Below are 24,753 nucleotides of genomic sequence, written 5' to 3'. Positions count from 1 at the left end.
GCTCCTGAAATGCGCGGCTACGTGAATATACATTGCAAAATCGCTGGTTACTGGCAGAGGGAAGAAAGAAACAGTAACGGTTTCTATGTACCAGCTAGTCCCAGCCAGTACACAGCATTTGGGCAATGGGGATTACTCCAGCGAACCATTTCAGGCGCGTTCTTAGCGTAGATGAAATCCAGCGCTTACGAAGACTTAGGAGTGACGGCTCTCCGGAACTCCTTAGTCGCAGTTAGCGATTAGTTCATCGTAGCGTTGCGCCGGTGAGTGAGTAATCCCCATTGTCCGAATGCGTCCCTCTTCGACGAACTTTTCAACCCACAAAATAGCAATATAAATTTACAGCAGGAGACAGAGCATGGAAAAATGGGTAGTAACCGCGAAAAAAGCGGATTTTCAGGGAATCAGCCAGAAATACGGAATTGATCAGGTAATCGCCAGGATCATTCGGAACCGGGATATCACCACGGATGAGGAAATTGACCAATATTTAAATGGAACCTTAAGTGACATTCCTTCCTGGAAGCTTTTGAAGGATATTGACAAGGCAGTGGAAATTATTTCAGGAAAAATAGATCAGGGAACCAGAATGAGGATCATAGGGGATTACGACATTGATGGTGTAACTGCTACTTATATTTTGTTAAAGGGCTTCAAACGTCTTGGGGCAAATGTGGATACCTACATTCCGGATCGTATTGCAGATGGCTATGGAATTCATAATCATCTTATAGAGAAGGCAAAGGACGATGAAATTGACACCATCGTGACCTGTGACAACGGTATTTCAGCAACAGACCAGATTACATTTGCAAAAAGCTTTGGGATGACTGTGGTGGTGACAGATCACCATGAGGTTCCTTTCGAGGACACCGAAGAGGGAAGAAAGTACAAGCTTCCCCCGGCAGATGCCATCATCAATCCCAAGCAGTCCGACTGTCCCTATCCGAACAAGAATATCTGCGGTGCAGTGGTAGCCATGAAGCTGGTTTTTGCCCTGTATGAGAAATACAATATTCCGGAAACAGAGAAAGAAGAGTATCTGGAACCGGTAGCTATTGCCACAGTGGGAGATATTATGGATCTTCAGGGGGAGAACCGTATTCTGGTAAAAGAAGGGCTTTCCCGTCTTCCTCATACGAAAAATAAGGGCCTGAAAGCATTGATAAGTGCAGTCGGTCTGGAAAACCAGAAAATCAGTTCCTATGATATTGGCTTCCGTCTGGGACCATGTATCAATGCCAGCGGCAGATTGGATACAGCTATGCGTTCCCTGGCCCTTTTACAATGTGAAGATGAAGAAGAGGCGGCAAAGCTTGCCAATGATCTGAAGGCCTTAAATGACAGCCGTAAAGCCCTGACTGAGCAGGGAACAGAGGAAGCCTATAAGCTGATCGAGGGTAGTGATCTGAAGGATGACAGAGTTATGGTAGTATTTTTGCCAGATTGTCACGAGAGCCTGGCTGGGATTATTGCAGGGAGAATCCGTGAAAAATACCACAAGCCAGCCTTTGTTCTCACAAGAGGGGAAAAGTCTGCAAAAGGAAGTGGAAGGTCCACCGAAAACTATTCCATGTATGAAGAACTGGTGAAATGTGACAGTCTGCTGATCCAGTATGGCGGACATCCTATGGCGGCAGGTCTTTCCATAGAAGAAGAAAATATAGATGCTTTTCGCAGACAGCTAAATGCCAACTGTACCCTGACAGAAGAAGATCTGATTCCCAAGATCGTCATAGATGTGCCTATGCCAATTTCCTACATAAACGAGAACCTGATCCGGGAGCTTTCCGTTCTGGAGCCTTTTGGAAAAGGCAACAGCAAGCCCCTTTTTGCCCAGAAAAATCTTCGTGTATTAAAAGTGGGAATATATGGAAAGAATCAGAATACGGTAAAATTACAGCTAATGGATGAATCCGGAGCGGTAATGGACGGAATTTACTGGGGTGAGGCAAAGGAATTTGCAGAGTTTGCAAAATCCCGTGGAACTATTTCCGTGACCTATTATCCCAAGATCAACTCTTATATGGGAAGAGAATCTCCGCAAATTGTCATACAAAATTACTGTTAAACAGCGAATAATCATGTAAAACCATGAAAAGTTACTGTTCACTCCGTTTACAGCAACGCGTTTCGCGATGCACAGAAATCATGCATTCGCATGATTTCGCGTTGCTATTCTCGGGTTTTTTGTGAACTTTGTTCACATAAAACGCCTCGCGGAATACTATCAGTGAACAGTAACACGAAAAATGTAGTATTTCCAGTGTGCCTGTCGGTTTTACGTTGATTCCAGATAAAAAAAGTGTTATACTGAAAAATAATTATGATGCCAGGGGTGGCTGCTGCTTTCCCTATAACATCCATTAATCTGAGGAGGCTATTATGAAAAAAATAGAAGAATATGTAAGAAGCATACCGGATTTTCCGGAACCAGGCATTATTTTCAGAGATGTTACCAGTATCCTTCAGGATGCAGACGGGCTGAAGCTTGCAATTGATTCCATGCAGGACTGCCTGAAGGATGTGGACGTGGATGTAGTTGTGGGAACAGAATCCCGTGGATTTATTTTTGGAATGCCTATCGCTTATAATCTTCATAAGCCTTTTGTTCCAGTACGTAAGAAAGGCAAGCTTCCATGCGAGACCATTTCCGCAAGCTATGATCTTGAATATGGCAAGGCAGAGATCGAGATCCACAAGGACGCCATCAAGCCAGGACAGAAGGTTGTCATTATTGATGACCTGATTGCTACCGGCGGCACTGTTGAAGCAGCTGCCAAGCTGATCGAGCAGCTTGGCGGACAGGTAGTAAAGATCGTTTTCCTTATGGAGCTGGCTGGCCTTGAGGGACGTAAGAAGCTGGAGAAATATGACGTTGCTTCCGTCATTCGTTATGAGGGCAAATAAAGAATGTGTCTGTTCATCAGATAACACTACTAAAACGGGCAGGTGAAAATTATGGCTGATATTATCAACGAGCAGGGCAAAGAACCAGAAGTGTCAAAAGAAGACCAGGAGAAGCTGGAGTCTGTGAAGAAGGCAGATGCAGCTGTAAAATCCATGCACGACTTTACAAGCCCTGAAGTATTATATGATGAGCTGATTGCCAGCATAAAGAAATATCACCCTTCTACGGACATTACTATGATCCAGAAGGCATATGAGACTGCAAGGGAAGCCCACAAGGATCAGAAGAGAAAGTCCGGAGAGCCTTATATCATCCATCCTTTATGTGTTGCCATTATCCTGGCAGATCTGGAACTGGATAAAGAGACCATTGTAGCAGGTCTTCTTCATGATGCAGTTGAGGATACCTGGATGACCTGTGATGAGATCACCAAGGAATTTGGTCCGGAGGTTGCCCTTCTGGTAGACGGCGTGACCAAGATCGGACAGCTGTCTTATTCCAAGGATAAGGTAGAACTGCAGGCCGAGAGTCTTCGTAAGATGTTCCTGGCCATGGCGAAGGATATCCGTGTTATCCTGATCAAGCTTGCTGACCGTCTTCATAATATGCGAACCCTTCAGTATATGACTCCTGCGAAGCAGAAGGAGAAGGCAAGGGAGACCATGGATATCTACGCGCCTATCGCACAGCGTCTTGGTATTTCCAAGATCAAGGTAGAACTGGATGACCTTTCTCTGAAATATCTGAATCCGGAAGTGTATTATGATCTGGTTGAGAAGGTAGCTCTTCGCAAGAGTGTCCGTGAGGAATTTGTTGGAAACATTGTAAAAACTGTGAAACAGCATATGGTAGAGGCTGGGATCAAGGCACAGGTGGATGGCCGTGTAAAGCATTTCTTCAGCATCTATAAGAAGATGGTGAACCAGAATAAGACCATTGACCAGATTTACGATCTGTTTGCAGTGCGTATCCTGGTAGATACAGTGAAGGACTGTTATGCAGCTCTTGGCGTGATTCATGAGATGTATAAGCCTATTCCGGGACGATTCAAGGATTACATTGCAATGCCGAAGCCAAATATGTACCAGTCCCTGCATACTACCCTGATCGGGCCAAATGGCCAGCCCTTTGAGATCCAGATCAGAACCTTTGAAATGCACAAGACGGCTGAGTATGGTATTGCTGCCCATTGGAAATATAAGGAAGCCTCTGACGGAAAGACCTCCACTGGTAACCGGGAAGAGGAGAAGCTGAACTGGCTGCGCCAGATTCTGGAGTGGCAGAGGGATATGTCCGATAATAAGGAATTTATGAGCCTTCTGAAAAACGATCTGGACCTTTTTGCAGACAGTGTGTACTGTTTTACCCCACAGGGAGATGTGAAGACTCTTCCCAACGGTTCCACTCCTATTGATTTTGCATACAGCGTACACAGTGCTGTAGGAAATAAGATGGTAGGTGCCCGTGTAAACGGCAAGCTGGTGCCAATTGAGTACCGGATCCAGAATGGAGACCGTATCGAGATTATCACCTCCCAGAATTCCCAGGGACCAAGCCGTGACTGGCTGAAGGTGGTGAAGAGTACCCAGGCAAGGAATAAGATCAACCAGTGGTTCAAGAAAGAACTGAAGGAAGATAATATCCTGAAGGGTAAGGAGATGCTGGCCCAGTATGCCAAGAGTAAGGGCTTTAAATTCGCTAATTACACCAAGCCCCAGTATCTGGACTCTGTCCTTCGCAAATATGGTTTCCGTGACTGGGATTCCGTACTTGCGGCAATCGGACATGGCGGACTGAAAGAGGGTCAGGTATTCAATAAGCTTGTGGAAGCTTATGATAAAGAAAATAAAAAGAATCTTACTGATGAGGAAGTTCTGGAGGCGGCAGCTGCTGAGAACCAGAATAAGAAGAATCATATTAAGAGCAAGAGCGGCATTGTAGTCCGTGGAATCCATGATGTTGCAGTTCGTTTTTCCAAGTGCTGTAACCCCATTCCAGGAGATGAGATCGTTGGATATGTTACAAGAGGCCGTGGCGTTACCATTCACCGTACAGACTGTGTAAATGTTATGAATATGTCCGAGATGGACAGAAGCCGTCTTCTGGAGGCAGAATGGCAGGAGCCGGAAGTGAAGCAGGATGAGCATTACATGGCGGAGATCAATGTATATGCCAATAACCGTACCGGTCTTCTGGTGGATATTTCCAAGATCTTCACAGAGCGTAAGATCGATATCCGAAATATCAATTGCCGTACCAACAAGCAGGAGAAGGCAACTATTTCTGTAAGCTTTAATGTAAGCTGCAAGGATGAGCTAAATTCTCTTATAGAGAAAATCAGGCAGTTGGAAAGCGTTTTGGATGTGGAGAGAACCACTGGCTGATAGAAATCAGGGAAAAGAGGTTTCAATCCACATTCTGTGCATCACAAAGCGTTTACTGGTCACGGAGTGGATAGTAACAGAAAATGTGGAAACACAGCAACTGTCATGTTGGCTGCCAGGAAAGGATAACTTATGGGTAAACTTGAAGTACAGCAGATGGTTCTTGGTCCTGTATACACCAATTGCTACTTTTTAAAAAATAAAGAAAACGGGGAAACACTGATCATTGATCCGGCAGATTCACCAAACAGAATCTTTCAGAAGGTGGAAGAGATGGGGGCGAAGCCAGCTGCCATTCTTCTCACACACGGTCATTTCGATCACATTATGGCTGTGCAGGCTGTGAAGGCGGAGTATCAGATCCCGGTTTACGCCTGTCGCCAGGAAGAGGAAATGCTCCGGGAGCCGTCTGTAAATATGACAGACCGTATGCGGAAGCCATGCTCTGTCCGACCAGATGTATTTCTGGATGACCTTCAGGTGTTTGATGCTGCTGGCTTTTCCATTCAGATGATCCATACACCGGGGCATACCAAGGGAAGCTGCTGTTATTATCTGAAGGAGGAAGGCGTTTTGTTCAGCGGGGACACATTATTCTGTGGTTCTGTTGGAAGAACAGATTTTCCAGGGGGCAGTGCACATGAAATCAGGGAGAGCCTTCACAAGCTGTTAAATGTCCTCCCTGATGATACAGATGTGTATCCGGGACATGATACATCTACAACAATTGGTTACGAAAAGAGGTACAATCCATTTGTGTAAAATAGGAATCCTGCTGCTTGACAGGGATTTCGAGCATGATATATATGAATTAATAAAAGCGTTTTATCCGGAAGGAGATATCCACAGCCTCTACGAAAAGGATGAAGAGGCATACGATATCTTCTTTACTGTGAAAAGAGAAAATGATAATTTTGTTATAAAATATGCGACAAAGAATCATAAAGGTGTGGCCAGTGCAGAGGTAATCCGGGGGGCAGATGAGGCGTCCAAAGAGAACAAGGGAAATGCTTCACAGGAGGATCAGGCTGCTTTACCAGAAAACAAGGCAGAAGCTGCAGACGGGGATCACATTTATGAAAGGTATAAGAAAGTCATGGATGCCTATGAGCTTCGCAAGGCTAACAAGGACAGCTTGAAATATGCTTTGTACAATGTTCTGGTGAAGCTTACCGGCAGAACTCTTCCCTGGGGAAATCTCACAGGAATCCGTCCGGCCAAGCTTGCCATGGGAATGATCGAGAGTGGGATGAAGAATACGGAAGTGGCACAGGTAATGCGGGAGCATTATCTGGTAAGTGCCAGGAAGACAGCTCTTGCCATTACCATAGCAAACCGGGAGCGGGCACTTCTTGCAGACATTGATTATGAGCATGGCTACAGCTTATATGTGGGTATTCCATTTTGTCCCAGTATCTGCCTGTATTGTTCCTTTAGCTCTTATCCCTTGAAAATCTGGGCAAAGAGAGTGGATGAATATCTGGATGCATTGTGTAAGGAGATACGCGAGACTGCCAGGATGATGAAAAACTATAAGCTTGACACCATCTACATTGGCGGAGGGACACCTACCACCTTAGAGCCCTATCAGCTTAAGAGACTTCTGGACCAGCTTGGAGAGTCCTTTGGTTTTGACGGTCTTGTAGAGTTTACCATTGAGGCTGGAAGACCGGACAGCATTACAAGGGAGAAGCTGGAGACCATTAAGAAATTTCCGGTAACCAGGATTTCCGTTAATCCCCAGACCATGAATCAGGACACTCTTGAGATCATTGGAAGACGTCATACTGTGGCGCAGACCATAGAAGCATTCCATCTTGCCAGAGAACTGGATTATAACAATATTAACATGGATCTCATTGTGGGACTGCCTGGAGAGGATATTTCCAAGGTAAAATACACATTGGAGAAAGTGAAAGAACTTTCCCCGGACAGCCTTACCGTACATTCCCTGGCTGTGAAACGTGCAGCCCGCCTAAATATGTTTAAGGACAAATATCAGGAGATGACATTTGAGAATAACCAGGAGATCATGGATCTGACACAGCAGACCGCCTATTCCATGGAAATGGGACCTTACTATCTGTACCGTCAGAAGAACATGAAGGGAAATTTTGAAAATGTAGGCTATGCAAAGGTTGACAAAGCCGGGATTTACAATATACTGATTATGGAAGAAAAACAGCCCATCATTGCTCTTGGAGCAGGTGGTTCTTCCAAACTGGTCTTTGACCATGGCAAACGGATCGAGCGGGTAGAGAATGTGAAGGATGTTACCAGCTACATTGCCCGTATTGATGAGATGATTGAAAGAAAGCGAACCGGAATTGAAACCTGGTTGTAGGAGGGAGGGAAAATTCTTGGAAAAGCTTTCCAGTGACCAATCAGAACCATCCGACAGATTTCTGGAATTTGACTTATCAGCAGAACTGAAGCATGGAATCGCAGTAAGCAATCTGGCTTATGCAGTAAGTCAGGAGCTTGGTCTTCCTCATGAGCAGTGCTATGACCTTGCAATCGCAGGAATGCTTCACGATATCGGAAAGCTGAAACTGAGAAGCTACATTAATGGACAGGAAAGCAATCCTCTGGTGATCGAGGAGCTGAAATATGTCCGTATGCACTCCAAGCTTGGCTATGAAGAGCTGAAAGACCAGGACTATTCGGATTTTGTTCTTGAGAGTATTCTTTATCATCATGAAAATTACGATGGAAGTGGTTACCCGTCCAATCTGGCAGGAAAGGAAATTCCCATCGGTGCCAGGATCCTTCGGGTATGCGATGTGTTCTGTGCATTAAGCCAGGACCGTTCTTATCGCAAGGCATTTGACATGCGTACAGTAATGGAACTGATGATAGATGAAATAAAAAACTTTGATGTGGAAGTATTTCTTGCATTTCAAAGAGTAGTACACACCAGGCAGACTGGGAAATAAGGAGGACACATGGCATTAAAGAAAAAGCCGGTTACCGGCATGAAAGATATTTTACCGAAGGAGATGGAAATCCGTAACTATGTTACCGGACTGATCCGTGAGACATATGGTTCCTTCGGATTTACTTCAATTGAAACTCCAAGCGTAGAGCACATTGAGAATCTGTGCAGCAAACAGGGCGGAGACAATGAGAAGCTGATCTTCAAGATCTTAAAAAGAGGCGAGAAGCTGAAATTAGATCAGGCGAAGGAAGAGGCAGATCTGGTAGATTCCGGTCTCCGTTATGACCTGACAGTACCGCTTTCCAGATATTATTCCAATAACTCCAATGAGCTGCCTGGACCATTTAAGGCACTTCAGATGGGCTATGTATGGAGAGCAGACCGTCCGCAGAGAGGTCGTTTCCGTCAGTTTATGCAGTGCGACATTGATATTTTGGGTGAGCCTACTTACATGGCAGAGATCGAGCTGGTACTGGCTACCACCACCCTTCTTGGCAAGCTTGATTTTCACAATTTCACTATCCGTATCAATGACCGCCGTATCCTGAAGGCTATGGCTGAGTACAGCGGATTCCCCAAGGAGAGCTTTGACACTGTATTTATCATTCTTGACAAGATGGATAAGATCGGTCTGGAAGGCGTAGCGAAAGAACTGGAAGAGGAAGGCTTCAAAAAAGAGAGCATTGACACTTATCTTGCTATGTTTAAGGAGATCAGTTCTGATATTCAGGGAGTCAGATATTGCAAAGAGAAGCTGGCAGATGTTCTTGACGAGCAGATCACAGCAGATCTTGAGACTATTATCTCCACAGTAGAGGCTGTGAAGACAGCAGACTTTAAGATGTCATTTGATCCTACTCTGGTCCGCGGTATGTCTTACTACACAGGTCCAATTTTCGAGATTTCCATGGATGAGTTCGGCGGAAGTGTCGGAGGCGGCGGACGTTATGATGAGATGATCGGCAAATTTACCGGAAATAATACAAGTGCATGCGGATTCTCTATAGGATTTGAGCGTATTGTTATGCTCCTTCTTGAGAGAGGCTATCAGATTCCCACAGCAAAGGCGAAGAAGGCCTATCTCATTGAGAAGAATATGCCGTCAGACAAGCTGATCGAGATTTTCCGCCAGGCAGAAGAGGAGAGAAAAACCGGAGTTCAGGTTAACATCTCCATTATGAAGAAGAATAAAAAATTCCAGAAAGACCAGATGGCAGCAGAAGGCTATACAGAATTTGTGGAATTCTTTAATAGATAAAAGGAGGCGCCTTAAAATGGCTGAGAGTATGCAGGGACTGCACAGAACCTGTCGATGTGCAGAAGTGACCACACAGATGGTAGGCAGTGAAGTAACCCTTATGGGATGGGTTCAGAAAGCAAGAGATAAAGGAGGAATCATTTTCGTAGATTTACGTGACCGCAGCGGTATCATGCAGCTGATCTTCGAGAATGGCTCCATTGATGAGGAAGGCTTTGCCAAGGCTGGCAAGCTGAGAAGTGAGTTTGTAATCGCAGTAACCGGAACTGTTGAGAAGCGTGGAGGTGCTGTAAATAAGAATCTTGCAACAGGCGAGATTGAAGTAAGGGCAAAATCCCTTCGTATTCTTTCTGAGGCAGAGGTTCCTCCGTTCCCGGTTGAGGAGAATAGCAAGACAAAAGAGGATGTACGTCTGAAATACCGTTATCTTGACTTAAGACGGCCGGATCTTCAGAGAAACCTGATCCTGAAGAGTCGTGTTATGCAGCTCACTAGATCCTTCTTTACAAATGAGGGATTTTTAGAGATTGAGACTCCTATGCTTGGAAAGAGTACTCCAGAGGGAGCAAGAGATTACCTGGTACCTTCCCGTGTACATCCAGGCTGTTTCTATGGTTTGCCACAGTCACCGCAGCTGTACAAACAGCTTCTGATGTGCTCCGGATATGACAGATACATCCAGATCGCAAGATGCTTCCGTGATGAGGATCTTCGTGCTGACCGTCAGCCGGAGTTTACACAGATCGATATGGAGCTTTCCTTCGTAGATGTTGACGATGTAATCGATGTAAACGAGAGATACCTTTCCTACCTGTTCAAAGAGGTTCTTGGTATTGACGTGAAGCTTCCAATCGAGAGAATCACATGGCAGGAAGCAATGGACCGTTTCGGTTCTGATAAGCCGGATATGAGATTTGGCATGGAGCTTCATGATGTAAGTGAGATTGTGAAGGACTGCGGCTTCTCTGTATTTACAGGTGCTCTGGAAGCTGGCGGAAGCGTTCGTGGTATTAACGCAGAAGGCCAGGGCAGCATGCCGCGTAAGAAAATTGATAAGTTAATAGAATTTGCAAAAGGATATGGCGCAAAAGGCCTTGCATATATTGCAATCGCAGAGGATGGCACCAGAAAGTCTTCCTTTGCCAAATTTATGACAGGGGAAGAGATGGATGCACTTGTAGCTGCTATGGATGGTAAAGCAGGTGACCTGCTACTGTTCGCAGCAGATAAGAAGAAACTGGTTTATGATGTTCTTGGTGCACTTCGTCTGGAGCTTGCAAAACAGATGGATCTTCTGGACAAGAACGAGTATCGTTTCGTATGGGTAACTGAGTTCCCGCTTCTTGAGTGGAGCGAGGAAGAGAACCGTTTCACAGCTATGCACCATCCATTTACAATGCCGATGGATGAGGATATTCCGCTTCTTGATACAGATCCAGGGGCTGTTCGTGCAAAGGCTTACGATATCGTACTTAATGGTAACGAGATTGGCGGCGGTAGTGTTCGTATCCACCAGGATGATATTCAGGAGAGAATGTTCAAAGAACTTGGATTTACTCCGGAAGCTGCCCATGAGCAGTTCGGATTCCTTCTGGATGCATTCAAATACGGAGTTCCGCCTCACGCTGGACTGGCTTACGGTCTTGACCGTCTGGTTATGCTTATTGCCAAGGTTGACAGTATCCGTGACGTAATCGCATTCCCGAAAGTAAAAGATGCTTCCTGTCTGATGACTCAGGCACCGCAGCGCGTAAGCGGGGCACAGCTGGATGAGCTGGGACTTGAGGTAGAGAAAGAAGCTGTAGAAGAGACTGAAGAATAAAATATTATAAAAAAAATCCTGCCTGATTCTTGGGCAGGATTTTTTTATAATAGGATAAAATGCGAAAAAACATCTCTGCGCTTACCGGAAGAGGTATGAACATAAATATCATAATCTTAATTGTCAGAATCTGCAGCATCTTCCACCGGGCTGGAGCTTAAGCCTCCAAACAAAGCCTGTCCAAACACTGTTCCGGCATCTTCCAGTTTCCAGGAAGCACCATCGTTAAGAAGGGGGAAGGCCGTTTCCACAGTTTTGGTAGCCGTATTTTTGTCAATTACGTCCAAAAGCATGCTGTAGGATTTTTCATAGCGCTTCTGTGCCCCATCGATCACGGCATCAACAGAAGAAAGATAAGTATCCAGATCTTTGTTATAATTTTTCAAAATAGCATCACTGTCAAAGGTTGTGATCGAAGCACTGACTGTGGCGTGATAGCCGGAAACAGTAGCTTCTCCTACAGAATAATCAAAAGAAGAATGTACCTGGTCAACCAGTGCATCGGCAAGCTGGATCTTTTCGGAATCCCCGGAGCTTACAATGGAGTCGGCATTCAGATAATTGCCCAGTTCCTCTGTTGACATGTCTTTCAGGGTATCAAAGTATACAGTAAGCGTGTCTTCCGGAGAAAGAATGTCCGGATCTGTGAGATAATTCATAAGACCGCCGACAAGGTCATTTTCTAATGTATTGTTACGCCTGATTTCCCAGTTATTCTCAGTATCTTCCTTGGTGGCTGTGAGGGTAATGGTGCAATTCCGCTCTACAGTCTGGTAATCATTTGTACTTAGCAGTTCCCTAAGAATGCGGTAGCGGTCTTCCAGGGAAAAGGTCTGGTCATCAGACTGATCTGCAGCAGCCAGGGAGATTTCCTGCTTCAGCTGGGCCTTGGAAAAATCCTCTGCAAGTGCATGGGCATCCAGGGTAAACAGGCGGAGATCCGCTGTGGCGCTTTCTTTGTCCTTGTCTACGTGAACATCCAGGATCTTATAATCGAAATCCTGGAAAAAGAGGGAAAAGACTTCTTCTATATCAGAAGTATCGGTAGTGTCTTCGGCTTCTTCAGGAAATAGCTCCTGGTAGGAGATGTACTTCTGTGTGGTGTCGGAATCCAGATTCTTGAGAAGATCCAGTTCCCTTTTTACTACTTCGTCTATCTTTTTTTCTTCCTTGCTGGTGCAGCCGCATAAGAAAAGGGTGGAAAAAAGTAAAAGAAGAGGAAGCAGATATTTTGCTGACTTCATACAGTTTCTTTCCTTTCGGGTTATTGGATAAATGCTTATAAAGCTTCTCTATTATACCAGTTTTCGGTAAAAAAGTCAAAAATACCAAAAACTTATACGATATTTCTAAAAAAAGAATGAAAAAATTGTGAAAAATGTATTATTGTTTTCGATTACAGGTTTAGAATACTTTCTTTTTGGGCTGGAATCTGGTATGATAAACAAGGTAAATGCAGATGACAGAAGAGAGAAGGCATCTGCTATAATTTACGTGTTATATATGAATTGCATTGAGTTATCGTACAGGAGGTAACCATGAAGAAAAAAGTTTTTGTCATCGGGGGACTGATCATTCTCGCTGGGGCAGCTGGTGCCGGTGGCTGGTATTATTATAAAGAGAATTATGCCGATTCGTCGGCTGCTTCCGGTGAAGTGGCCTATGTGACCAAGATCAGCACCCTTCTTGGAGAGGACTCCGGCGTGCTGAACCGGTTTGCCGGTGTGGTAGAGCCCCAGGAGACTGTGAAGGTAAACATTGAGAGCGGCAGAACGGTTACAGAAGTCAAGGTAAAGACCGGCGATGAAGTAAAGAAAGGACAGCTGCTTTTTGAGTATGATCTGAGCAGTATTCAGGACAGCCTGAAGGAAGCACAGCTGGCGCTGGACCGTCTGAAGAATGAGGCCCTTAGCCTGAACGAGCAGATCACCACTCTTGAGAAAGAGAAAAAGAAAGCCAATAAGAGCAGTCAGCTTTCCTATACCATTGAGATTGAGACCAACAAGATGAATCTTAAGAAAAATGAGTATGACCAGGTAAGCAAGCAGGCGGAGATTGACAAGCTGCAGGCTGCGACTACCAACACAGAGGTGCGAAGCGAGATTGACGGTGTGATCCAGAAGATTGATACCAGCAAGCTGGGAAGCGACGATGGAGATACCCTGGATGACAGCATGAGCTCTGATTATGGAAGTGATTCCTCTGATAATGCCTTTATCACCATCCTCAGTACCGGTGCCTACCGTATTAAAGGCCAGGTAAATGAGCAGAACCGTAATACAGTAGTTCCTGGCTCTGCAGTTCTTGTCCGTTCCAGAGTGGATGAGAACCAGATCTGGCATGGAACCATGGGCGCTGTGGATGAGCAGAATTCCTCTAACAGCAGTAGCAGCAACTCTTATTTTGGAATGTCAAGCGGAGATGACACGACCAGCTCCAGTACCTATCCATTCTATGTAACCCTGGATTCCTCTGAGGGCCTGATGCTGGGGCAGCATGTATACATAGAGATGGATGAAGGCCAGGAAGATCAGAAAACTGGTATCTGGCTTGGGGAATACTATATTGTGGATGCTGACACAGACAGTCCTTATGTCTGGGCTGTGGATTCCAAGGGAAAACTGGAGAAGCGTTCCGTTATTCTTGGACAATATGATGAGAATCTTTCCGAATACGAGATCGCAGACGGCCTGACGGAGGACGACAGCATTGCATTTCCGTCAGATAGCCTTGTGGAAGGTATGAGTACCAGGGATATGTCTGAGATGACTGATGAAGAGCTGGAAAATATTGACATGGAGACCAATCTGGATAACAGTGACTACTCAGATGGAGACATTATGGAGCCAGTGGAGGAAGACGATTCCAGTGCAGATTTTGAATCCGGTGTGATAGATGACAGCATGGACGCTGTGATTGATGGTGATTATTCAGAAGATGATTCCGGAGATTATTCGGAAGATATGGTGGACGACAGCACCTTTGATGACAGTACAGAAGATTTTACCGACGACAGCATCGATGAGCCGGGACAGTACGGCTCTGAAGATACGGAGGCAGCAGGATGATACTTGAGCTGAAAGGAATTTATAAGGATTACCAGCAGGGGAAAATGACAGTTCCAGTATTAAAGGACGTAAATTTTTCCATGGAAGAGGGCGAGTATGTAGCCATCATGGGTCCTTCTGGTTCTGGTAAGTCCACACTTATGAACATAATTGGCTGTCTGGATCAGGCAACCAAGGGCACCTTTTTTCTGGACGGGCAGGATATCAGCAAATGTTCGGAGAATGAAATGTCAGATATCCGTCTGAACAAGATCGGGTTCGTATTTCAGAGCTTCCATCTTTTGCCAAGACAGTCGGCTATATCCAATGTAGAGATGCCTCTCAATTACGCACATGTTCCGAAGAAAGAGCGCAGGGAGCGTGCTTTTGCAGCACTTGACAGAGTTGGTCTGGCAGACCGTGTGGATTTCAGGCCGAACCAGCTCTCGGGCGGACAGATGCAGAGGGTGGCCATTGCCAGAGCCATTGTAAACAATCCAAGGCTTCTTCTGGCAGATGAACCTACCGGAGCCTTGGACAGTAAGTCAGGTAAGCAGGTTATGGAGCTTTTCCAGAAACTGAATGAGGAAGGTGTTTCCGTCCTTATGATCACTCATGATCCAGAGATCGCAGCGCATGCCAGGCGGGTGGTTATGATCCGTGATGGTGAGCTGCAGGAAAAGAGGTGATCCCATGGGAAAAGTGAAAAAAGTTATTATAGGCCTGGTGATTACGGCCCTTGTGGGAACTGGTATCAGCGGCGGTCTTATGTATGCGCGTAAGGGAAGCCAGAAGGAGGTTCTGGTAGCAAATGTCAGTGACCTTGTCGGTGAGAGATATGATTCAGACACTACCTTAAGCGGTAATATATACGCCAATGCCACACAGCGGATTACCGTAGATAAGGATATGATCATTGAGGAAGTTTATGTAAGCAAGGGAGATGAAGTGAAGCCTGGTGATAAGCTGATCTCATTTGATATGACTCTTGTGGAGATGGAACTGAATATAGCCAAGCTGAAACTCCAGAAACAGCAGCAGGACCTTGCCACAGCGAAGAAAAGGCTTACCAGTCTTCAAAATGGCGGTCCTATTCTGGATTCCGATGCATCCTCAGCAGATAATCTGATCGACTCCGGGGAGGACTCTGGAATTGATTCCGGAACAGATTCCGATGATGATTCCCTTGGGGATGATGAAATGTCTTCTGCAAATGTAACGGCATCCGATCATTATCTGGCAGCAGTTTTACAGCCTATGCTGCTTGCTGCGGTGACAGATGGATTTGCAGACAGCCAGGAGGCAGGAAACGCAGAGGAAGATCTGTCAGGTGCAGATTCGGCAGACGATATGACCAGTGCTGACGGTGACAGCGGGGATACTTCTGATGGAACAGAAGATACAACTATGGATTCCGGCACTGCGTCTGATTTCTATGAGGAACCGTCAAATGATGGGTTCAGCAGCGGAGATTCCAGCCAGGATGGTTTTACTTCTGATGCAAACGGGGATGGCTCTGATCTGAACAGAGGCACTACCCTGGGAGGAAATGATGGCTTTGTAGATGGCGACGAACCATTTTATCTTACCCTGGATTATGACACCACACCTTATCAGGGAAGTGGAACAAAGGAGAATCCTTATCTGTATCTTTGCTCCAGTGCGAAGGCAAAGGTAAACGTAACAGGAGCTTTTTTGAACAAGATGGCTGGTTACAATGCAGATGGAACCATTTTGCTTCATCCGGGCGGATACTGGTATCTGCTGGAATTCCACCAGAATGATACCATTGGAGATTATACGAATAGGAAAGCATCCTGTACCGGCTATTATCTCATTGATGGAAACATGTTGTCCAATCCAGTGGACCGTTTTGCAGAAATGGATTTCACACTGGAAGGCGCCATGCAGTATGACAATGGAAATGATGATCCCGTTATTCCAGGCGACAATGGCAGCGGAGGAGGCAGTTCCTCCTTATCCCGTTCGGAAGCGATTAGGATCCAGAAAAAACGGATCGCCAGTCTGGAACTGGACATTCAGGAGAGCGAGATCAACATCAGCAAGCTTCAGAAAAAAGCGGACAGACAGCTGATCACAAGTAAGCTGGATGGTATTGTAACTACCGTGGGTGATGCCGCTACCGGAACCAACTCAGAATCCGATGCTTTTATGATGGTAAAGAGTAAAGATGGCTATTATGTACAGGGAACTGTCAGTGAGCTGATGCTTGACCAGGTACAGGAGGGCACTATGCTGACCTGTAATTCCTATGGCGAAAATGGTTATATGGTTTTTGAGGCAGAGGTGGTACAGGTATCTGATTATGCAGTAGATGGAGACGACTCCTATTATTATGGAGACAGCAATCCAAATGTATCCTCCTACACCTTCACAGCCAAGATCACAGATGATTCTGCCCAGGTAAGCGTAGGAGACTGGGTAGATATTCAGCTGGAACAGCAGACCCAGAGTACAGACGGCATTGTGCTTTCCAAGGCGTTTGTGCGTACAGAAGACGGTGTGAGCTATGTATATAAGGATAATAACGGTGTGCTGAAGAAACAGATCGTAAAGGTAAAGGAGAATGTAAACGGTGGTACTTATGTGCTGGTCAGTGGTGGATTATCTCTGGATGACAAAATTGCATTCCCTTATTCCAAATCTGTAAAAGAAGGTATGAAGACAAAAGAAGGATCACTGGATGAGTTTATGGGATATGACACCACATCATACGGCGGTCTTGGTTAAGGAGGGATTTCATGTTTGAAAATATACGTCTGGCATTCCAGGGAATCTGGTCACACAAGATGAGATCTTTCCTTACAATGCTGGGTATTATCATTGGTATTGCATCTATTATTGCCATTGTTTCCACGATTAAGGGAACCAGTGAGCAGATCAAAGACAATCTGATCGGTTCCGGAAACAACACAGTGAATATCACGTTGTCACAGGGTGACAGTGCATATAGTGTGGATTATTATGATGGCGGTTCTTCAGGTTCCACGCCTCTTTTGAGCCAGAGCCTGAAGGATGAAGTGTTAAAAGCAGACCATGTAGAAAATGCAACCTTTTTTTACAGAAGAACAGATTACAACAGCAATGTTTATTATGAGAACACCAGTTTTTCCGGTGGCAAGGTCTACGGTATTGATATGAATTATCTGGATACCTGTGGTTATCAGGTGCGTTCCGGAAGAGGTCTTGTGCAGGCAGATTATGATGGTTTCCGCAAGGTTGCATTGATAGACAGCTATGCCGCAGACACCATGTTTCCAGGGAAAAATCCCATAGGGAAAATCATTGAGATCGGTTCAGAGCCGTATACAGTGGTTGGGGTTGTGAGGCAGTCTTCAGACAGCCTTCCGAATATGGATACGCCAAATGATTTTGACAGTTACTATGAGAGCGTGATCGGAACGGTAATGATTCCCAATAAGTGCTGGCCCATTTCTTATAAGTTTGATGAACCGGAAAATGCCATCATCAAGGTTGACAGCACAGACAACATGAGTGAAGCCGGTTCTGCAGTTGCGAAGATTCTGAACAAATCCATCAGCACTACCGGAAGCGGAAGCAGCAGCTTTAAGTACAAGGCTGACGATGTTATGCAGCGTGTAAAGGATCTTCAGGATTTAAGCGAGAGCACCAATTCCCAGTTGATCTGGATCGCAAGTATTTCCCTTCTGGTTGGAGGTATTGGCGTTATGAACATTATGCTGGTATCTGTAACAGAGCGTACCAAGGAGATCGGTCTGAAGAAGGCGATTGGTGCAAGAAAGAAGGTGATTCTTGGCCAGTTCCTTACAGAAGCAGCGGTACTTACCAGCGTAGGCGGTATTATCGGAGTAATCCTTGGAATCGGACTTTCCAAGATCGTATCCAGGGTGGCTGGTTCACCTACCGCCATCAGCGTTCCTGCTATTGTAGGTTCTGTAGTATTCTCTATGCTGATCGGAATTATCTTCGGTCTGCTTCCTTCTGTGAAGGCTGCGAATTTGAATCCGATTGATGCACTTCGAAGTGAATAAATGTTAATATTGTTATAAAAATGAGCGGTTTGATACACAAATAAAAGATTCTGTGTTGATAACTGCTCTTTTTGCAAGATGACTGCCATGGGGGATGTTTATATGAGAACTTGGTCACTGCCGCGACAACAGGCAAAATTCAAAGCACATGTCTGGTCTTGTTTTTACAAAATATAGGGAAAACAGGTTGTACTGTTTAGAGATTAGATAGAGATTCCTTTGGTAAGGTTGTGGTTATGCAGAGGCGAAGCCGCAAAGGAGATTTTATGCAATGCGGATCGGTGCCTGAACAAAACCTTAACAATGGAGGGGGAATTTTCATATGCAGAAATATAAAAAGTTAAAAAGACTGTTGTCTGTTTCTACAGCAGCATGTCTGGCAATTGCAGGAGCTGGAAGTTTTACCGGTTGTGGCAGTGGCAATGGAAGCACTGGCAGCAGTCAGGAAGATAAGGAAAGCAATTCCAAAGACACTGAAGATTCCAAAGCAATGGGACGTTATCTGGAAGAGGAACTGGCGGTGCCGGAAGCTTGTACAGAGGTGGCCAGCCTGCAGATTATGGAAGATGGCAGTATGGAGATGCTCGCAAGAAACAGTGATTACGAACTGGCTCTTTACAAGTCCTTGGATCAGGGAAAGACATGGGGGGCTGGGAAATCTCTTACAAGCCTTTTCTGTCTGGACGGAGTTTCTTTTTATAAAGCAGCTCTTGGGAAAGATGGAAGTATTCTGGGCGGTGTGTTTATAGAGTCTGAAGATGAGAACAGTACAGGGGACATGGATTATTATTATTGTCCTTCTGGAGGGGAAGGGAAAAAGCTGGAGCTTGGAAGTGATGTGTCTGGAAGTTTTTCCTGGGATATGGCAATCGGGACAAATGGCAATCTATTTTTGGAGCTTACAGGAAACGGAATTCTGGAAATTAATCCGGCAGATAGCAGTGTGGTTCATGAATACGAGAAAGGAAAGCACACAGATTATATGGGAGTAACCCCGGAGTATCTGATTGTAATTGCAGATGGAGATGTCCGTTATTATGATATTGCTTCCGGCAAGCCTGCCGAGGGTGGTGACGCACTGACGGAGCAGCTGAAAAAGACCCCTTCCAATCTGGAATTTGGCAATTCTTCTGGCACGTCCCTAATGTTTATGGATGGAGACGAGGAAGGCACTTTGTTTTATGCAGACAGTACTGGCTTGTACCGCTATGCCTTTGGGGGCAACGTGATCGAGCAGGTGATCGATGGAAGTCTGAATTCTATCAGTTCCACCAACAAGGCTTTTAACTGCATGGCGCAGGACAAAGATGGAAAAATTTATATAGGTGTAGTGATTTATGATTCCGGTGATATGGAGGGAAAACTGTTTTCCTATACCTATTCCGCGGATATGCCCACAGTGCCAGATACAGAGCTGACGATTTATTCCTTGGATAGTAATTCCAGCATTCGGCAGGCTGTGGTCATGTTCCAAAAGGAACATCCAGATATTTATCTGACTCTGGAAACAGGAATGTCAGGGGATGATGGGGTAACCCGTACGGATGCTCTAAAAACCCTGAACACAGAGATTATGGCAGGAAAAGGCCCGGATATACTGATCATGGACGGGATTTCTTCTGAAACTTATATTCAGCAGGGCATGCTGGAAGATTTAAGCGGCGTTTTGAAGGATGCAGGAATCCTTTCCAACATTCAGGCGGCCTATACAGAAGAGGATGGCAGTATCTATGAAATGCCGGTGAAATTTGGAATCCCAATGATCCAGGGGCAAAAAGAAGATGTGGAGGCTGTCACGGACCTTACTTCCCTGGCAGATGTTGTAGAGAAGCATAAAGACGAGTATGGAACGGCTGATGAGACCTTTTATAAGTTCCCATTTGTGTATTCTTTATTTCCAGAAACGCTTTTGGAGCAGTTTGCAGACAATAATTCTGCAGCATGGATGAAGACGGACGGAACCCTGGATGAAGAAAAAGTGAAGGAGTTTCTTGAGCAGATGGGAAGGATCTACCAGGCTGGAAAGGATGGAGTGGACCAGATGAAGGCTGCTTATCCGCAGGCTTTTGATGACAGCCAGACACCAGAATATGAACGGAGCTATGGAATTGCCTGGGAAAATGTTGCAGTCTTTTCCGGAATAAGCTTGTTTGCACTTGGCGGCGTTTTTTCATCCTATGATTTTGCGTTTGTGACATCTTTTGCCGATCTGCTGGAAAATCAGGAGTATGAGCTTTGGAATGGACAGACATCCAACTGTTATATTCCGGTAAATAAGATTGGTGTTAGTTCCAAATCCTCAGAGAGGGACAAAGCTTTGGAATTTGTGCAGTATCTGTTTTCTGAGGAAGGACAGCTTCTGTCAAAGAGTGATGGCTTGCCGGTTGTGGAGAAGGTGTACGATGGAGCGGATTACTGGAACCAGGGGGAAGAAGGCAAGGTGCTGGCTTCCGGAGGAAGCAGCAGTGTGACTGGACAGGAGCTATATTATGAGATCAAGGTGCCGTCAGCAGATAAAGTGGAGGCATTTAAACAGCTGGGCAAAACACTGACAACCCCGACCCTGGACAATGCGATCATCACCAGTGCAGTCTGCGAGAATGGAGTGCGCTATCTGAATGGAGAAATCGGTCTTGATGAGGCGGTAAATGCGGTGATACAGCAGGTGAACCTGTATCTGGCGGAATAATCCGGCAGTTGGAGAATGACGAAATAAACAGAATATAAAAATAAAATAGTAAACAGGAAGAAACGCCATAGAAGTTTGCAAAGCAGAAGCTATGACGCAGTATGGAGAGTTTAAGATGTTTAAAAAGCTGCACAGGCAAATGACACTATTTTCTACGTTGATCACAAGCGGAATCCTGATCCTGATGGCGGCTGCCAGTCTTGCGATCTTTGAGCGGGGACTTGTCCGCAACAGTTATGAAAGATTTTTGAATAATGGAAATTCCTGTGTAGCTTACCTGGAAAATCAGACCATTCTTTCTCATAAATGGATTCTGGAGGCGAAGCTGGAATATGGAGTGGAATTCCGGATCCTGAACAATGGGAAAAGGATGTATTTTGATAAGCTGAATGAGGAAAGCTCAGGTGGGGCTGCGGCTTTGACTGGAAATGCCAGGGAAAATTCTGTGGAAAGCATGCTGGCGGAGGCTGCCTGGATTTCCAAAGAGGAGCAGGGACTGGATGTGGAGTATGCAGGAAGTATTTCCATTCCAAAAGAGGTTTATTTTGAGACTTCGGATTTTTATGCCTGCACAGCGCTGATCCCAAAGGGGAACGGCGTGTTAAGCCTGGTTCTTGTGTATCCTCTTGAGGGATTGAAGGCACAGATCTTCCAGCAGAGAGTGCTGTTTGGAGGAATGGTGCTGTTGGCAGTTCTGGCGCTGGGCGTGTTTTCCTGGCTTTTTACAGGGAAAATGCTGCGGCCTTTGGAAGAGAACCGGAAGAAGCAGACACAGTTTATTGCTTCTGCGTCACATGAGCTTCGGTCTCCGCTGGCTGTGATCCTATCCTGTGTACAGGCTATGGAAAAGGGGACTGGGGAGACGGGAAGGCTTTTGCAGACCATAAAGAGCGAAGGGAATCGGATGTCACGGCTGATCGGGGATATGCTTTCTCTTGCTAATGCGGACAATAAATCATGGAGTGTTATGAAGACAGATTGTGAGCTTGATACCCTGCTTCTGGAGACTTATGAGAAGTATGAGCCGATTTTGCGGGAGAAGAAGATTTCCCTGAAGGTGGTGCTGCCAGAGGAACCATTATCCATCTGTAAGTGTGACAGTGCAAGGCTGAGTCAGGTGCTGGGGATTCTTTTAGACAATGGAGCGAGTTATGTGCCAGCAGGTGGGAGGATGGAACTTGGTGTAGAAGAAAAGGAAAAATATTTCAGGATTTACGTGCAGGATAATGGGCCGGGGATTCCGGATGAGAATAAGGAGGCGGTGTTCCAGAGGTTCTATCGGGAGGATTCGGCCAGGAAGGATAAGCAGCATTTTGGACTTGGGCTTTGCATTGCGAAGGAGATCGTGACCTTACATAAGGGGAGTATCCGGATCACAGATACGCCGGGAGGAGGCAGTACGTTTGTGATAAAGCTGCCGAAAGAAAAATAGGGGGCGGTTTCCCGGACGCGCTTTTACAATGTATATTCACCGCCGTGCGTCCAGGCGTTCCGGTGAGCTAGCTGGTAACTACGACTAAGACGCTCAGGAAAGCCTTCGCGCCTAAGTCTACGTAACCATCGGATCTCACCTCCACTAAACCCGCTCCTGAAATGCACGGCTACATGAATATACATTGCAAAATCGCTGGTTGTTGAAAAGGAAAAATGCAAATGCCATGTTGAAGGTAAAGACTATGCTCAGCATGGTATTTTTTTTAGTGGTATACATCCAGCTGGTAGCCGACGCCGCGGACGGTTTTTAAAGACAGGGTGCTGTCTACGGATTTTAGGCGTCGGCGGAGGAAGTGGATGTAGTTGTCAAGGTTGCCGTCTTCTACGTCGGAGTCAAGGCCCCAGACCCGGGAGAGGAAAGGGGGCGGGGGAGAACCTGGCCGGGGTTGCGGAGGAAAACTTCCAGGAGGGCACTTTCGCGGCCGGAGAGGGTGCACTCTTTGGAGCCTTTGGTGAGGCGGCCGCATTCGGGATCAAAAGAGATGTCGCCTAGTTTCAAGAGATTCAGGTCACCCCATTTTCCAGGGCGGCGCAGAATGCTGCGGATGCGTGCCAGGAGCTCTTCGAAAGCGAAGGGCTTCACCATGTAGTCGTCGGCGCCGCAGTTCAGGCCCGTGACCTTGTCCTCCAGTTCTCCAAGTGCAGTGAGAAAAATGACAGGGGTGGAGATGTGGGCTTGTCTGGCTTCTTTAAGAACCTGGGTGCCGTCCATGGAGGGCAGCATACGGTCCAAGATTACCAGGTCGTACATATTTTCCTGCATATAATAAAGCCCCTCGGCTCCGTCAAGACACACGTCTACTGTAAAATTTTCTTTTTCCAGTGCCAGCTTTGTCAGCTGCGCCAGGTCTTTGTCATCTTCTATGATTAAAATTCGCATAGGAAACTCCCTTCATAATAGCTAGTACATCATAAACTAAGTAACTGCCACATTGACTTGTCTGATTTTTCATATGCTGCGTTGTCGTCAGTCGCCGTAGCCACCGCTACGCCTCCTTCCTCCGCCTTGCATACGAAGAAATCACCTGCGTCAATGTAGCAGAAACTTAATTTATGATGTACTAGCTGTCCATTCTATGCCCTCCGCAACCGAGAACGGTCCATTGGTGGACATAAAACACCAGTCTGCAATCTGGTATTTATTATATACGTAAATCTCTAAAATTTCTCTAATTATTTTGAAGTGGGGGAGATTATAAAGGTGAAAAATTTAGAGAAAGAATAGAGATTCCTCTGCTATCTTAATGTCATTGAGCGATGAGCAGTTTGAAATGAAAATACAAAAAGACAGCCTGCTCAATGAAGTATCATGAAAAGAGGAACTATCGTGAAACGAAAACATGCCCTTACAGGCATTTTATTTATTCTCCCAAGCCTAGCAGGTGTCTGCCTGTTCTGGCTGATCCCTTATATGGATGTGATCCGCAGATCATTCTTCGGGGCTGTGAATGGGACATTTATTGGACTTAAGAATTATCAGATGATATTTTCCAATCAGGCATTTCTACTGGCTGGGAAAAATACCATTCGGTTTTTCGAAATCTGTATTCCTCTTCTGGTAGTTTTGTCACTGATAACTGCTGTCCTATTGAATGAACTTCGAAAGAACCAGAAGCAGCTGCTCAAAACAGCATTTTTGCTACCGATGGCCATACCGGTTGCCTCCGTCGCAATCTTATGGAAAGTCCTGTTTAATGGACGGGGACTTTTGAACCATTTATTGGACCTGCTGTCGTGGAAACACATCGACTGGCTGAATACCAAGGCTTCTTTCTGGGTGCTGGTGATCAGCTATATCTGGAGAAACTTAGGCTATGACATTGTATTGTGGCTGGCAGGGCTTTCTACCATACCGACAGCTCTATATGAGGCTGCAAGGGTAGATGGTGCTGGCATCTGTAAATGTTTCACCAGGATTACCTGTCCAAACCTTCTGCCATCTCTTTTTACCATTGTGGTGCTGTCACTTCTAAATGGCTTCAAAGTGTTCAGGGAAGCGTATCTGGTGGCAGGCGATTATCCACAGGAGAATATGTATCTTCTCCAGCATCTGTTCAATAACTGGTACAGAGACCTTGCTATGGATAAAATGGCTGCGGCTGCGGTGGTTACTGGAATCACGATCATGGTTCTGGTCCTCTTATTGCAAAAAGCATGGGAAAGGGAGGATTAGAAA

Annotated in this window: 16 protein-coding genes and 1 pseudogene; 15 read left to right on the top strand and 2 right to left on the bottom strand. The window is 45.6% G+C overall.

Annotated features, from left to right (window positions below):
- Positions 1–358 precede the first annotated feature (358 nt).
- The 8 genes from recJ to aspS all read left to right on the top strand — a co-directional run bounded on the left by recJ (position 359) and on the right by aspS (position 11,313).
- A complete protein-coding gene (gene recJ / locus LIQ05_RS16725; protein WP_226822499.1) occupies positions 359–2,071 on the top strand; it encodes a single-stranded-DNA-specific exonuclease RecJ in 1,713 nt (570 codons plus the stop codon).
- A gap of 314 nt (positions 2,072–2,385) precedes the next feature.
- Complete coding sequence (locus LIQ05_RS16720; protein WP_226822495.1) at positions 2,386–2,910, top strand: adenine phosphoribosyltransferase; 525 nt, start codon at positions 2,386–2,388, stop codon at positions 2,908–2,910.
- 51 nt (positions 2,911–2,961) lie between these two features.
- Entirely contained in the window at positions 2,962–5,295 is a 2,334-nt protein-coding gene (locus LIQ05_RS16715; protein ID WP_226822493.1) for a RelA/SpoT family protein, read from the top strand.
- A gap of 132 nt (positions 5,296–5,427) precedes the next feature.
- Positions 5,428–6,057, top strand: coding sequence for an MBL fold metallo-hydrolase (locus tag LIQ05_RS16710; RefSeq protein WP_226822491.1), 630 nt, complete (start codon positions 5,428–5,430; stop codon positions 6,055–6,057).
- Positions 6,005–7,639, top strand: a complete 1,635-nt coding sequence (hemZ, locus tag LIQ05_RS16705; RefSeq protein ID WP_226822489.1) for a coproporphyrinogen dehydrogenase HemZ — start codon at positions 6,005–6,007, stop codon at positions 7,637–7,639. The genes LIQ05_RS16710 and hemZ overlap by 53 nt, the downstream gene beginning before the upstream one ends.
- 16 nt (positions 7,640–7,655) lie before the next feature.
- Positions 7,656–8,231, top strand: coding sequence for an HD-GYP domain-containing protein (locus LIQ05_RS16700; protein ID WP_226822487.1), 576 nt, complete (start codon positions 7,656–7,658; stop codon positions 8,229–8,231).
- A 9-nt stretch (positions 8,232–8,240) separates the two neighbouring features.
- On the top strand, positions 8,241–9,491 hold the full coding sequence (gene hisS / locus LIQ05_RS16695; protein ID WP_226822485.1) for a histidine--tRNA ligase: 1,251 nt from the start codon (positions 8,241–8,243) through the stop codon (positions 9,489–9,491).
- Positions 9,492–9,507: 16 nt separating this feature from the next.
- Positions 9,508–11,313 carry an aspartate--tRNA ligase gene (gene aspS / locus LIQ05_RS16690; protein WP_226822482.1) on the top strand — a complete coding sequence of 602 codons (1,806 nt, stop codon included), beginning with the start codon at positions 9,508–9,510 and terminating at the stop codon, positions 11,311–11,313.
- A gap of 116 nt (positions 11,314–11,429) precedes the next feature.
- Here the strand turns inward: aspS and LIQ05_RS16685 are convergent, their stop codons facing one another.
- Entirely contained in the window at positions 11,430–12,557 is a 1,128-nt protein-coding gene (locus LIQ05_RS16685; RefSeq protein WP_226822480.1) for a hypothetical protein, read from the bottom strand.
- 294 nt (positions 12,558–12,851) lie between these two features.
- Between LIQ05_RS16685 and LIQ05_RS16680 the strand changes: the two genes are divergently transcribed.
- The 6 genes from LIQ05_RS16680 (at position 12,852) to LIQ05_RS16655 (ending at position 22,515) form a co-directional block, all read left to right on the top strand.
- Complete coding sequence (locus LIQ05_RS16680) at positions 12,852–14,381, top strand: efflux RND transporter periplasmic adaptor subunit (RefSeq protein WP_226822478.1); 1,530 nt, start codon at positions 12,852–12,854, stop codon at positions 14,379–14,381.
- The gene (locus LIQ05_RS16675; protein WP_226822476.1) at positions 14,378–15,049 is read left to right on the top strand and encodes an ABC transporter ATP-binding protein; all 672 of its coding nucleotides are present in this window, start codon (positions 14,378–14,380) and stop codon (positions 15,047–15,049) included. Before LIQ05_RS16680 ends, LIQ05_RS16675 begins: the two co-directional genes overlap by 4 nt.
- A 4-nt stretch (positions 15,050–15,053) precedes the next feature.
- Entirely contained in the window at positions 15,054–17,111 is a 2,058-nt protein-coding gene (locus LIQ05_RS16670) for a hypothetical protein (RefSeq protein WP_226822474.1), read from the top strand.
- Between the two features lie 11 nt (positions 17,112–17,122).
- Positions 17,123–18,394, top strand: coding sequence for an ABC transporter permease (locus LIQ05_RS16665; RefSeq protein WP_226822472.1), 1,272 nt, complete (start codon positions 17,123–17,125; stop codon positions 18,392–18,394).
- Between the two features lie 322 nt (positions 18,395–18,716).
- Positions 18,717–21,083, top strand: a complete 2,367-nt coding sequence (locus LIQ05_RS16660; protein ID WP_226822470.1) for an ABC transporter substrate-binding protein — start codon at positions 18,717–18,719, stop codon at positions 21,081–21,083.
- Between the two features lie 115 nt (positions 21,084–21,198).
- Positions 21,199–22,515: a sensor histidine kinase gene (locus LIQ05_RS16655; RefSeq protein ID WP_226822469.1), complete on the top strand. Its 1,317-nt coding sequence runs from the start codon at positions 21,199–21,201 to the stop codon at positions 22,513–22,515.
- Between the two features lie 265 nt (positions 22,516–22,780).
- On the opposite strand, the pseudogene LIQ05_RS16650 reads toward LIQ05_RS16655, so the two are convergent.
- A pseudogene (locus LIQ05_RS16650) lies at positions 22,781–23,457 on the bottom strand (response regulator transcription factor).
- Between the two features lie 429 nt (positions 23,458–23,886).
- On the opposite strand from LIQ05_RS16650, the gene LIQ05_RS16645 reads away from it, so the two are divergent.
- The gene (locus LIQ05_RS16645) at positions 23,887–24,750 is read left to right on the top strand and encodes a carbohydrate ABC transporter permease (protein ID WP_226822468.1); all 864 of its coding nucleotides are present in this window, start codon (positions 23,887–23,889) and stop codon (positions 24,748–24,750) included.
- Positions 24,751–24,753: the final 3 nt, after the last annotated feature.

Source organism: Blautia glucerasea (genome assembly GCF_020537505.1).
Taxonomy (GTDB): Bacteria; Bacillota; Clostridia; order Lachnospirales; family Lachnospiraceae; genus Blautia_A.
This window is presented reverse-complemented; position numbering and strand designations above follow the sequence as displayed.